Raw genomic sequence first — 13810 nt, 5'->3', positions numbered from 1 at the left:
GGTAAGTGCTTCTGTTATCAGGGCTCTGGATTCAGCACGCTCCCCGCGAATTTGAAGACGCGTTTCAAGTTTTAACAAAGCCTCAACGAAAGCGGAACCAAATGAACAGGATGCAGGTGTAAACCAAATGAACTTTTGTGGTTGTGGTAAGGAACTCAAACGCCGACTAATGGGTATTCTTCATTCACCTAAGCGGATGGAGGTAGTCGACGCAAGTGAACGCCCCCCGATTGCAACTATATCCCTAATCTCCGTGTAATTCGTCGCGTTGAAAAACTGCAGCATGCGATTCGCAGCATTTCGAGCGGCAGTGGAAATCGTATAGGCATGGCCCGTCCCATAAAGAATGCAACATCGCTGTACCAAAATGTCCAAAAAACCTTGTGTTTGCGCAGCTCTTACAATGCAGTTTTTCCGAACAGTCCATAATTGCTATCCCAAAAAGGCTATGTACCCGTGATTACGTCTGACGATTGTCAAATTGCATTTTCATAGCCATAGCACCAACGCCCCTCGGCAACGCAGAGATGCCTCGACTACAATGCGGAGACTCAAATTAATCACAGTAGCAATGAAGGGTTGAAGAATGGGTGGAGAACATGGAAGGCGTGGTTATCTGCTACAAACAATTGTCGCGTTACTGGATTCCCTGGATGGAAGCGAATGGAATCTTGCCCATGCGCTACTGGCCGTTGGAATTAGCTAAGAGAATTGCTCCGACACCAAGATCTACAACGGCTACAATACCAAGACTCGATTTTGACCTCTACTTAGGTTGGTGGAATATACCGAGGAGATCGGCATGGCGAACGAACTTCCCATAGACGAAAAAGCTCGGCGCATGCGAGCTATGCTCGCGAAGATAGCGGGCAGCGAAGAAATTGAATCGGTCGTGACCCGTACCCAGGACTCGCTCGAAGGAGCATTCGGTGCGCATGGGATTGAGACCAGTGACGTGCTTGAATCAGTCCGTCGGCTTGAAACCGGACGTAGCCTGAACGACAACGACATGGAACGCTTGGAGGCGATCGTGTTGCCCAACGAGAGGCCTGTTTCGTACATCCGGCGTGGCAAATATTCCAATGTTCCGCAGCCGCGTTGGCAGCACCTGAATGAGCAGCCTGTGCGCGCCCGGATCCAGCCATTGTTCTCATCAATCGGGCGCGTCGAACTCCCCGGAAGTTCGATTGCTAACTACTTCGGCACTGCATTCGTTGTCGGGCCAAACCTGCTGATGACTAACCGCCACGTCGGACGCATCTTCACCGAGGGCGTAGGCACGAGGAGTCTGCGTTATGAACCAGATTCGGCGGCCGTGGACTTTGTCCGTGAGGACAACGTGAGGGACTCCGCAATGGTCCGAGTGATCGATGTCATGATGATCCATCCGTACTGGGACATGGCGCTCTTGAAAGTGGAGGCATTGCCACCGGGCGTCAAACCGCTCCAACTCTCTGTGAGAGATCCCGAAGACTACCTCAACCAAGATGTGCTGATAGTGGGGTACCCAGCCCGTGATCCGCGGAGCGACCTCGAAATTCAGGACCGTATTTTCGAACGGAAGTATGGCGTGAAGCGACTCCAGCCCGGCAAAGCGCGCGCCAGTGAAGAGTTCTTTAGCTTTGGCAAAAATGTCCTGGCCATGACGCACGACGCATCCACACTCGGTGGGAACTCGGGTTCCGCAGTAATTCACGTGCAGTCCGGAGTCGTGATCGGTCTGCATTTTGCTGGCGAGTATCTCAAAACGAACTATGCGGTTCCAACAATCGCACTGGCCCGCGATTCCCGCGTGTTAGATGCTGGTGTCAACTTTCTAGACCGCGTTGCGGCAGACGAATCATTGACGAGAGGCCATTGGGAGGCCGCTGACCGAGGTGAGGCAGCATCGATCCCACGCTCCATGCATGGATCCCCACCGCCTCACAGTGGCCCCACCACCATTTCTGTCCCGACCGCTGTTACACTTCAAGGAGGAGTGATCTTCACCATTCCGATGCAAATCACCATCTCCCTTGGATCGCCGATTTCGGCAACCCAGGTCGCCACAACGACGTCGATGGCAAAGGGCTGTAATGACGTTGCAGTTGAAAAGGTGCCTTTGGTTTTCCCCGACCTCACTTCGCGGACGGGATATCGTGCGGACTTCCTTGCACTCGACGGACACGTAACCGTGCCGATGCCGGCACTGACGGCTGAGGGAAAGAACGCCGCGACCAAGTTGCTAGTCGGCGGTGGCCATGTGCTGCATTACCACAAGTTTTCGATCGTGATGCATCGGGAGCGGCAGCTAGCCATCTTTACTGCCGCGAACGTCGATTGGAGGCCACAGAATCGCGAGGTCAACGGTCGTAAGCCAACACGAAAGGAACTCAATGGCTTCGAGGGATCTACATCTGAAACCTGGGTACTCGATTCGCGTATTCCACAGGATTCTCAGTTACCGGACGTATTCTACACCAAGGACGACGGCGCCTGGGACAAAGGCCACCTGGTTCGTCGAGACGATGTCGCCTACGGAGACGATTTCGACGACATGCAGATGAGCAATGGCGATACTTTTCACGTCACGAATTGCTCACCGCAAACCGCCAAGTTCAACCGGTCGAAGCCCGCCGAATACAACTGGGGGGCACTCGAGGAAATGATCCGCAAGCAAACCAATGCGGAGAAAGTCTGTATCTTCTCCGGCCCCGTGTTGACAACGGTTGACCACTTCTTCCACGGCAGGACGCTGAAAGGCATGGACGTTTCGGTGGCAATTCCGAGTCGGTTTTGGAAGATCATTGTAGCAAATCACGACGGCTCGCCGGCGGCATTCGGCTTCATCCTTGGCCAGGACCTGAGCGACGTCCCACTTCACGAAGAGCTGGTTCTTCCTGAGGTGTGGAAGCAATTCATGCGACCGATCTCGGAGATCGAAAAACTACTCGGCGGCCTTGTGAAGATGTCCTTTCTCAAGGATTGCGACCAGTATGAGGGCTAACATCAGCTCGTTTGATACTACGTATAATTGGCCTCGCGAAGTGAGGGATTTGGAGTGGCGTGGAAAGACTACGAGAGCGTGTCTTGGTTCATTCAAGGTTCTTCCCGGGACGAACCGGGAAACCAAGGTAGTGCGGTTGCCGTCCGGCTTCGGCGGACGGGTGAAGTTCCCAAGACTTACCTACTAACGTGTGCCCATGTCGTACGTGGTTCCGACCCAAGCATGGGTACGGGTGCCGTACTAAACACGCTTGAGGGCTGGCGTGCAGGCTCCGGGTTTACACGGGAGGAAGTCCGGACTCTTCGAGTCGTCGCATCCGCCCATAAGAGGTGGGATGAACAAGTCCCGAATGACGAGCGAGGCCCCTGGTTCGATTGGATCTTGCTCGAAATTGAGAACAAAGACGAGGCGTTGGCTGCGCCGTGGATCCCGCTCTGGGCCGGCCCAAAGCCGGAGGGAAGGTTTCTAGTTTGCGGTTATCCCGGCGAAAAGCCTTTCACTCGTTCCGTGGTCAAGCCCACGATTCCGGACCCTCGCTTGGTTCCCCATGAATCGGACCATGGTGTGCTCAGACTCACTGGGGATGAGACTCGTCCCGGCATGAGCGGTGGAGGACTGTTTGACACCGATGGGCTCTTCGTGGGAATCCACCGTTCCAAACGCGATGGGGAAATGAAAATCGTCGCCATCGCTGCAGACTTCATCCGCGGACAACTGAGAGAAAAAGGCTTCGAGGTCATCGTTGACGCACTCCCGGCTGATTCAACTCCGATCGCTGTACTGGCACGCATCATTCTCGGGAATGCAACTTACAGTGTTCGTTGGCGAGAGGTTCTAGGCAGGTGGCTTTCAAAGGCTTCGGTCCACTTCGAGCCTCAAAATTTAAGAGATGACGATGCACTGACAGCCTGCGTTGCGGAACTAGAAAGACTCGGCCCAGACGCCCGAGGAGTACCACCATTGCATGGGTTCGCACTCGACCTAAACGGCCTAAAGCCCACGGAAGCGCTCGCCCAATGGATCGAGAAAAATGTTCCTGCCGAATTCCAAACGAGGTTCCAACAGTTGCAGGTAGGTGTTTCGAAAGCGGAACCGTGGATTGTGATCGAGATGGTTCCCCAGGAGCCGCCTGGCGACGCTCCGGAGCTCCGGAGCATCGAATACAAAGTCTGGTTCTTGGGATTCCAAAGGTCTTTTCCGCCCTGGCAGCGGGTAGACCAACTCGGCCGTTTCAATGCTGTTCTCGAGAGTGCCTGGGATACCGTCCGTGGGCAGCCCGACTCCAAAAGCGTTTGCGTGGAATTGTTTGTCCCCAAGGAACTGCTGGCTTGGAAATTCGAGTCATTTGACGTTCGAATCGGCAAGTTTCGAGCCCGCGTCGGATCTACACACCCGTTCGCATTACGTTTGATGAACCGTGAGACTCCGCTGCGCCTCATGTCTGATAGGTCACTCTGTGTCCACAGGTACAGCTCGTTTGATGTGATTCCGAAACCTTGCGGTTCGCATGTGCTGGTGGAAGTACCGGGCAATTCGGACCCCAACGACCTGTTCGTAGCGCTTGAAGGCAAGAAAAGTGTGTCGGGCGTTCTATGGACGTCACCGCCGCAGTTTACAGAAAACGAAGATAGTGTCGACGTCTGGGATGCGGTGATCCAAGCCGGAATTCCGCTTGTCGTCTGGCTGCGGGAAACCCCAGAAGCGTGCCACGACGTAGGTGCCGAGTTTCACGACAAGCAGTGGGATGAACTCGCCGAGGTTGTGAAGGACCTGCGGAACACTGCTGCCTTCCGCAAAGAGCCAGGGCACCTTGGCCGACACTTGGCCGTGATCCTCGACGATGACCAGCGCTTCCATCCGGAGCAGAACAGTCGGTTCTGCAGTCCGCAATGATCCACCAATTGTAAAGGCATACCAATGGCTGAATGGCACATTTACCGTAAAGACGCGAAGGAACCGCACGACGACATCGCTTTGGAAGGGCGACTGCCCCCACCGCCCGCGTGGCGCGATTTCGAAAAACGCTCCAAGGGAGGGGATCGCGGTAGTAGCTATAAGCCAAGTGACCGCGAAGTGGAGATGGTCAACGCGGCGCTGTACCTCCGCCGACCACTTCTGATCACTGGAAACCCCGGCTCCGGGAAGTCGTCCCTCGCGTATTCGGTCGCCTGGCAGTTGGGGCTCGGGCAAGTGCTCTGGTGGCCCGTGAACTCCCGCTCAACGTTGCAGGACGGACTGTACAACTACGACGCTCTCGGCCGCCTCCGCGACTTGAACATCGAGAAGCTCGAACGCGAAAAGCCCAACGGAACTGTTGAGGCAATTGATTGTGCAAAAAAGCTCTCAGCCGCAGAACGCATCGGCCGCTATATCCGTCTGGGTCCGCTCGGTACCGCCCTATACGGCGGAGAGCGCCCCAGGGTGCTGCTCATTGATGAAGTGGATAAGAGCGACTTCGACCTCCCCAACGACTTGCTCCACGTCCTCGAGGAGGGCACTTTCGACATCCCAGAACTGCAGCGGCTGACACCGGACGACTTAGATCTCGCCACCAAAAGCAAAGACGACCAAGTTGACATTTGGCTTCATGGTGAAAACGAGAAGACGGGGAAACTGCACGGCGGACGTGTCCGGTGCAAACGGTTCCCGCTCATCATCCTGACGAGCAACGGTGAGCGCGAGATGCCTCCGGCCTTCAAGCGGCGCTGCCTCAATCTGGATATTGCCGACCCCAAAGACGAGCGGCTCCGCGACATCGTTGCTGTCCACATCGCCGAAGCGACGGCCGACTTCGAAGACGGATTGAAACTGCTTAAAGACATCGAGGCGGCCGTCGCCAAGTTCCAAAAGGATCGAGACGACAATCACTTGCTGCTGGCAACGGACCAGCTCCTCAACGCGATCTACCTCCTGACGAGGGAACGCAAGCCGGCGGGAGAGGAGCTCGACCGTATCCTCAAAGTTGTTCTCCGGGAACTTGGTAAGTCATGAATACAATCCTGGACACGTTGATCTGCGCGCTTCGCCAGGCGGGCCTGGAGTTCGATGCGGAGGATCTTTCGGATGCGCTGTGGTTCGCACCGTTCCTTCCGCATTCACCGGCGAGTCCGTCGCGCGTCCAGCTTCCTGCAGAAGACAGGAAGAGGGACGAACCGCGTCCACAGCGAAGTCAGGAGGATATCACCGCCAACAAGCAGCGGCCTGCAGATCAACTCAGCGACGCAGGCAGCCGACCGGTGGTCGATGCACAGCTCCCCGGTCTCCAGAATAGGGGGTCTGCCCCGACCACAACCCGTGGCTTGCCCGTGCGTCTCACTGGGGCGGCCAGCCTACCCGACGCCTCAGCCATCGCCCGCGCCCTGCGGCCTCTCCGCAAACGCACAGCAACAACCCGCTGGTTCCAACTGGATGAGAAGCGAACGGCCGAACGACTGGCCGCCGTCGACATCTGGTTGCCCGTCGTGTCGCCTGGCCGCGAACGCTGGTTGAATGCGACGCTCATTTTGGACACGGGCGCCTCCATGGCGATCTGGCGTTCGATGGTAAACGAGTTCCGTGGCATCCTGCAATCGCTGGGCGCGTTCCGTAAGGTCGAGGTCCGGCGAATGGATACTGACGACCCCGGGCATTCTGTTCCCTTCTTCGCATCAGGGAAGTCTGACGTCCGACAAAACCCGCTCGATCTAGCCGATCCTTCGGGACGCAGTTTCTTGCTCATCATTTCTGACTGCGTGGGCAGCGCTTGGTGGGACGGCCGCGTCGCCCAATTACTGGAGCAATGGGGGCAGACGAATCACATGGCAGTCCTGCAGATTCTGCCACGCTCCATGTGGGGGCGCACGGCTATCGGCGCGGAGCGGACCGTCAACCTGACCTCCCAGCGAGCCGTGTGTCCAAACACGAACCTCTCCGCGTTCGCCACCGGGAAGTTTCGCACGAACGTCAGGCTGGACACAAAGGACATGGTTCCGGTTCCGGTGCTGGAACTAGACGCCGCGTCTCTGGCCACGTGGGCTCGTGACGCGACATCTGCTACAGGAGCGCGGTTCTCCGGCCGGTTGCTACGGACAACACCCGCCCGCGCGCCTGATGTTAGCGATGAACACTGGTCGCACTCGCTTGGCGAACCGTTTCTGACGGTGGCCAGCCTCCCCGCGAGGAAACTCGCCAACCTTATGGCCGCAGCACCTCCGTTCAACCTGCCTTTGCTCCGTGTGATTCGTGAGAGCCGCCTTTCTGGCGAGGCAACTCAGATCCACGAAGCCGAGTTCCTGCTGGGCGGGTTGCTCACCGTTGTGTCCGATGGTAACGATCAAGATAAGTATATAAGACGCGTGGATGATCCAGACAGTGTGATATATGACTTCAAGACGCCGGAACTGCGAGCGATGTTGCGAGCCGCGGTTCATGTGTCTGAGGCGATCGAGGTCATGAGTCTTGAAGAAGTTGGCAATTACTTGGGCTCGCGCGTCGGACGGCTCAACAACTTCACCGGCATTATGCGTGCCCCGCAAGACTATGCAGGCGAGTTGGACCTCGCATCAACCGAGAATAGCAACCCGTTCGCTCGCTTCACTGCGGATATGCTCCGCTGGTTCGGCGGGAAGTACTCGGAATTGTTATCCGTGAAGAAGGACATGCAAACACCGAGGATAGAAGTGGATGTCGATCTTGGAGACAAGAAAAGGCAGAGTTTCACGCGGGATGACTGCAAGCATGTGGTCTGGTACGTCGAGAATACCTTTCGTGAAAATAGTTCAACTAATGATGAATCGCGTTTACAGGCCAGTGCAGTTGCAGTTCGCCTTCGGTGGGAGGGCGAATCTGCGAGAACATACCTGCTGACTTGCGCTCATGTTGTACGAGATCGAAATACGGGCTTGGCATCAAAAGCACTTCGAGCCTGGAAAGCGGACACTTCAATCTCGACGAGAAATTCCAGGGCTCTCCGGGTCGTCGCGATAGCGAACGGCGATTCGGATAAACAAGTTGCTGACGACCAACTTGATGCTGCGTCTGATTGGGCACTCCTGGAAATATTGGATGCGCACACGGCGTTTACCGCGAGGGCGGTTCCGTACTGGGCGGAACTTGATCTGGGTGAGAGTGCCTGGGCTTGCGGCTACCCCGGTGGCGAAAGAGCGGTCATGGGTGTGGTCACGCCAACTACTTTTAAACCTATGGTCCTGAACAGATCGGACTATGGGTTGCTAAGATTCCAGGGAGATGACTTAAGGCCGGGAATGAGTGGGGCGGGACTGTTTGATGGGTTTGGTCGCTTTGTAGGTATTTACAGGTCCACGCGTAATCCTGTGATGGAACTACTCGCTCTCTCGGCGACCTCAATTGGCCAAAGACTTAAAGCAATCGGTTTCCAGATCGTCGTCGACGAAGTCAGCGCTGAGTTGACACTGGTCGAGGAACTGGCCCAGCTTCTCCGCGACGCCACGTTCCAGGGGGTTAACTTGAGCGAGGCGTTGAATCGAGTACTGCAGCAATCTTCAACTCGCTCCGCGTTATCTGCCTCCGTCGACGCGACACGCAAGTTGTTGAATCGCGTGCTATCGTGGTCCTCAGGTCAATTCGAGCCACAAGGCTCATTCGATTTCGAAACGCTCGTAGTTTCTCTGCGGGAACTTGCGGACTCCCCTCCAAATCAGGACGGAGTCGACCCGCTTTCCGAATTCGCTTTTGAGGTTCATCGGCTGAGGCCCGTAAAGGCTCTTAGGGATTGGCTTGATAAGTATGTATCATCCAAAACTCGGAGGAATTTCGAAGAAAAGTATGGGAATCATTCAGACGGCGAAGAGCCGATTCGTCCTGACATTAAGGTGCTTATCGCTGGAACCGGGAGTTACGATTTGCCTTCGCCAGTCTACGATACCGCCGACCGTGTCGGCGAATGGGCAGCACACTGCAACTTCGGCTTGGTGACCGGCGGTTGGCAGGGAGTCGACCATGTAGCGGCCCGCAAGTATGCAAACTCACTTGACCGCAGGAGCACCATCGAACTCTGGCTTACACACGTGGTGAGAGCGGGAATTGAACCCGATTTCAAGCATGGCAAAGTGATTGAAGCAACCACTAGCCGCGAGGAATACGTGCGCTCTATCGAACTGGTAAAAGCGGTGATCCTCGTGGGCGGTCTGCACGGCACGGGAACCACGGCGAAGCACGCGGTCCAAATGCGCGTCCCGGTGTTCCCTTTGCCATGGACCGGCGGCGATGCAACCAGGTTCTATCAACACGTGCTGGATAATTGGTCTGAATACGAATGGATGGGCATGTCGCAGGGCCGATTCGAAGCGTTGTCGAACTCGTCCCAAGCGCTAGACATCATTGCCGAGCACCTCCGGCCGACTCAGCAGGATCCAAAGCCTTTACCACCTCCGCCGAGTCCAGAGTATACCACTCGGATGTTGTTCGTTTCCTCAAGGCCACGGGAAGCCTTGCACGTTCAAACCGGAGATGAATTGGATGCCATCGGTGCCATCCTCCGGCCCCTTACGTCTCGAGACCTGATATTCGATATCGAGCCCGATCTCACTTGGGATGGTTTCCAGCAATGGCTGGCGTTCCGGAAACCGGTCTTCCTGCACTTTTGCGGGCACTCCGAAAATGGTCACCTCGTGTTCCGCCATGACGCCAGTAGTTCGAGCTTTGTGAGCCCCACGATCTTTGCAGAAGCCGTTGGAGCCTTAGGTACATCGCTCCGCGTAATCGTGTTGAATGCAGACAACACACAATCGTTCGCAAAGAGCCTGACGGATCAATCGCCCGACAGTGTCGTTATCGCCACCGAGCGGGTTGTTTCGGACGATGAAGCGATCCGTTTCGCAAAGGACTACTGCGGCCAACTCGCGGACGGGAATTCGGTACGACGAGCGTTCATGCACGCAAGCCAACCGCGGAAAATAAACTCAAGTGGAGGTGCCTATTCGTTGTGGTCGAATACGATCAATCCCGACCATTTGACCATAAAGTCAGGCTTCATCGACCGGCAGAAGTCTGCGAGCAACAGTGAACTTGAACAAGCCGCTACGCAAGCCATGTCCGTGCTTGAAGGCAATGCGTCTCCAGACCGAATCCGTTGGGCGATCCACGAACTTGAATCGGCGCGGCAACCCGCTCTCCACGACACCAGAACGGCCATACTCCTAGGTCGGCTATATCGGTCGCTGCATGAATTCGAGAAGGCAGTTTTGGTTCTTACTTCCTCCATTGATACGAATGCCGACCGATCCGAGTCATCGCAGAACATTGACGTCTTGCTCTACAATCGGGCCTGCTACCGTGCCATCCTGGGACAAAAGGAAGAGTCTCTCGTGGATCTGAGCCGATCGATCCGCCTGTCTCCGAAACTCGCCGACCAGGCGCGAGAGGATTCCGATTTGAAATCACTTCACGATGATCGCCGGTTCGCGATGCTTCTCGACAATCCGAAGCCCTACAAAGTTTTGATCGTAGGTTCAGACAAAGGGAGTGTTTCGAAGCGAGTGTCGCCGGAGTTCGCCCGATACTGCAGAGATCTGGGATCGGCGCTCACCCACGCTGGTTTCGGATTCGTCATCGGCTCATCTTCGCAGGACACGGCAGACCACTACGTGCTTAAAGGGATTGCCACAGCGAAGGTTCCAGTATCCATCGCCTACATCCGGCCACGTTTCGACTCTTATCAGTCGGATACGGATGAGGCGATGATGGCCGGTCACGTCCTCGAGCGGGAGCGGCCCGATGCAGACTGGCCAACCGTTCGCCCCCTCCAGGTGAATGCGGCTGACATCGTTGTCGCGATAGGAGGCCGCGACGGAACCCAGCAAATCATCGAAATCAGTCGAAGCGTCGGCAAGCCACTGATTTCTGTTCCGTCTTTCCCTGGTGCCGCCCGTGTAGCTTGGCCCGTGGCTCGACAGACGCTCGCCAAAAAGGGCCTGGACAGCCCGCTCATTCAACGCCTCAACGATGGCCGGGATGTACATGCCGTGGTCGAGGCGGCCCAATTCTGTCTTTCGGGACCGCTTAGCAATCCGTTCGGCCTGCTGCCGGTGGAGGAGATCCGTTCGGCACTGCTTGGCTCCGGCGAGATCATGCATTTTGAGGAGATTATGGGAGAACTGCTCCTATTCGACAATTTTAAGGGCCTCCGACAGCACACTTGGCTCGTCACGACCCGAGATAAGGTGTTCTTCCTGCTCGACGACGAAGAAACCCGGCGAAAGAAGAGGCTTATTCAAAAAAAACTTGATCGAGATTCGCTGTTGCCGCTTTCGGTCGATCCGTCTCGCTCCGCCGTAAGGTTTGGAACCCATTTGCCTGGCTGGTATTACAGCGTCACACTATTCCCAACGCCGGAGGAACTGGTTGCTGCAATTGAATCCTTAGTCGCCGGCCACTGATCGGCATGGCGAATAAAATCTATGCAAACAGGGAATGCTATTCTACGCGATACCCAATCCGGCGCGAAACTGCACCGATCTCCCAACGCCCCAAACGCCGGTCGCCTTGGCAAATCAAGTTTGATGCCTTTGTGCGAGTAGACTGTGGTCGTGTGCTAGGCAGCCCATCTGCTCAATCGCCCCCGTCGCATTAAGCAGGGGTAGTTTCCATTCGCGGTTGAACTTCTGAAGTTTTGCTAAGTAACGTGAGTCTAGCTGGATGCTTCTGGTACCAATGAACCCGCCCCAAATAGCAGTCATCCTGAAATAGAATTGACGAGCTCAGGAGGGCGTGTCCTTGCGCATCAGGACGGTTCGTCCTGAGTTAGTAGCAAATGTTGCCCTAGCTCGCGTCATAAAGGATTGAGTATTGGGCGATTGGGGATTTTTAATTGATGCATACAGAGTTATCCAATCAGACCAGCCCCCCCCAATGGCTTTGTTATACACTACCCGGCCCCCCCTGAATATATGGCATTACGGTTGACACCAGGGGCTTATCTGCCATATTAGCGGGACCCACGGCGACGCTACGCCAGGATTCACCAAATGTTGAATACCCCCTCATATTCGCTAATGGTCTCGCTGTCTATGAATCGTGCAGCAGATACGCCCCAAATCAACTTACAAGTGCCACTCCGCATATTAGCTGCTTTCACACCTCTGCTTGAGGCTATAGTTTACGCCGAGCAGACGAGTAGCAACTATTGGGAATTTGCAGTTGAACTGGAAACTCTGCATGCCTTGGGTCTAACGAAAAATGACTTTCGGTGGCTCGTTCGGAATGGTTTGGTTGAGCATAAGCGAGAGGTTACCCTCGAATCAGATGATGGCCGTTCGTTTCGGCCGACTGGTGATTTGATGTTTCCCATTGGTACTTGTTTTATCTTGACGAACAAAGGCGTTTTGTTGTCTCGTCAATCAAGCGGTGATGCGAAGATTAACGAAAACGCCAATTCGGGAAAAGTCGACTGTGGTGACCGAATCGACATGAACGACACAAGCAATCGGTCGCAAAAAAACGGAAGTCACGCCAGCGAGATTGTGCGTCCTTGCTGGGACTCGGAACGACGTGTTTTGACGCTCAATGGAACGATTGTGAAACACTTTAAATGGGCCGCCGAGAATCAAGAAGCAATCCTTTGCGTTTTTGAAGAGGAAGGTTGGCCTTGTCGGATTGATGACCCACTAAAGCCATCTGCTGAACAAGATTCAAAGAGACGATTGAGTGACACAATCAAATGCTTGAATCGCAAGCAATCCAACGCGCTCATTCATTTCCGCGGTGATGGAACCGGGGAAGGTGTTATTTGGGAACTTTGCCAATGCAATGGAGCAAGCGATAGCGACTGATCTGGAACAAACACTCGAAAACTAACTGCACGGCTGCCTCGCCTCGACCGATATGGCGTCCTGTTGAGAATCAGCCAAGCTTTAGGAAGCATTCTAATCCCAATATGAGAGGCCGTAAATTCAAACCGAGCGATCGCCCGTCCTAGTAATGAGACTTTGACAAAATCGCCAGTATCTACGCGGCGAGAAATGTGAACAGAATGAGCGCCGAAAACTACGGGTCATTTGTAGTCAAAACCGGTGGTACAGGCGGCGTATATTTTTTTTTGGCCCGGCTGTGTGATAGCTGTGTTGGCTTGCTTCGATTGAGGCTTCTACGTGTTTACAGGTGGTCCTTGAAGAACTGAATCGTTTCATCAAGGGAACGCGCCCTCGCGTTGGTATTGCCGAAATCGCTGCCTAGAAATCCATGCACTGCTCCTGGATGTTTCGTCATGGAAACAGTCGCTCCCTCTCCAACGAGTTTCGATTGAATCGGTATTGCATTCTGATCCAATGGCACAAGTGAATCGCTTTCGCCATGATGAATGTGGATTTTCAATGAATTGTTTGCATGTGAACCAATGTCGTCGACATCTGGAAACGTGAATGGCGAAAAATACTCAACCATGACATTGACCGCGTCGCGGGTTCTCAGGCTCAAGAATCCCCCCAATGAGAATCCCAGCAGTCCCACACGTGATGCGTCAATACCTGGTAAGAACTTCGCTGCACCAACTGCGTCGCGAAGCACTTGCGACCACTGTCCATGTCGCAAAGGAATTTGTGGAAAAACAAAGAGCGAATTGTCGTGTGGCGTCTCGGGCTTCTTTTGAAAGTAGTCAGGGATCAACGCCAAAATCCCTTCGTCAGCCAGGGCTTTAGAATGACGCAATATCTCCGACTTCCACTTCGGTGCAAGCCCATCACTGCCGTAGGCAATGATGACAGCTCGCTTGTAAGGAGTCGTCGGCGCCTCAAAAGTCCAAGCAATTTTTTCGGCTGCTGTTGACGAGCCTGTTACAAATGAAATAGGTATCAATCACAATCTCCTCGT

Annotated in this window: 6 protein-coding genes; 5 read left to right on the top strand and 1 reads right to left on the bottom strand. The window is 54.9% G+C overall.

Features of this window, described 5'->3' with window-relative positions; all coding sequences use genetic code 11:
* Positions 1-802: 802 nt before the first annotated feature.
* The 5 genes from SH573x_RS28640 (at position 803) to SH573x_RS28620 (ending at position 12774) form a co-directional block, all read left to right on the top strand.
* Positions 803-2986 (top strand): DNA/RNA non-specific endonuclease, encoded by a 2184-nt coding sequence (locus SH573x_RS28640; protein WP_479351451.1) that lies wholly within the window; start codon positions 803-805, stop codon positions 2984-2986.
* A 54-nt stretch (positions 2987-3040) separates the two neighbouring features.
* Positions 3041-4879, top strand: a complete 1839-nt coding sequence (locus SH573x_RS28635) for a VMAP-C domain-containing protein (RefSeq protein WP_479351450.1) — start codon at positions 3041-3043, stop codon at positions 4877-4879.
* Positions 4880-4903: 24 nt separating this feature from the next.
* Positions 4904-5977 (top strand): AAA family ATPase, encoded by a 1074-nt coding sequence (locus tag SH573x_RS28630; protein WP_479351449.1) that lies wholly within the window; start codon positions 4904-4906, stop codon positions 5975-5977.
* On the top strand, positions 5974-11382 hold the full coding sequence (locus SH573x_RS28625; protein WP_479351448.1) for an SAV_2336 N-terminal domain-related protein: 5409 nt from the start codon (positions 5974-5976) through the stop codon (positions 11380-11382). Before SH573x_RS28630 ends, SH573x_RS28625 begins: the two co-directional genes overlap by 4 nt.
* A gap of 630 nt (positions 11383-12012) precedes the next feature.
* Positions 12013-12774 (top strand): hypothetical protein, encoded by a 762-nt coding sequence (locus SH573x_RS28620; protein WP_479351447.1) that lies wholly within the window; start codon positions 12013-12015, stop codon positions 12772-12774.
* A gap of 322 nt (positions 12775-13096) precedes the next feature.
* On the opposite strand, the gene SH573x_RS28615 is transcribed toward SH573x_RS28620, so the two are convergent.
* A complete protein-coding gene (locus SH573x_RS28615) occupies positions 13097-13795 on the bottom strand; it encodes a dienelactone hydrolase family protein (RefSeq protein ID WP_479351446.1) in 699 nt (232 codons plus the stop codon).
* Positions 13796-13810: the final 15 nt, after the last annotated feature.

The sequence above is a fragment of the Rania fehmarnensis genome (genome assembly GCF_056494185.1).
Note: the sequence above shows the minus strand (reverse complement) of the source record. Positions and strands in the feature narration are given on the sequence as shown.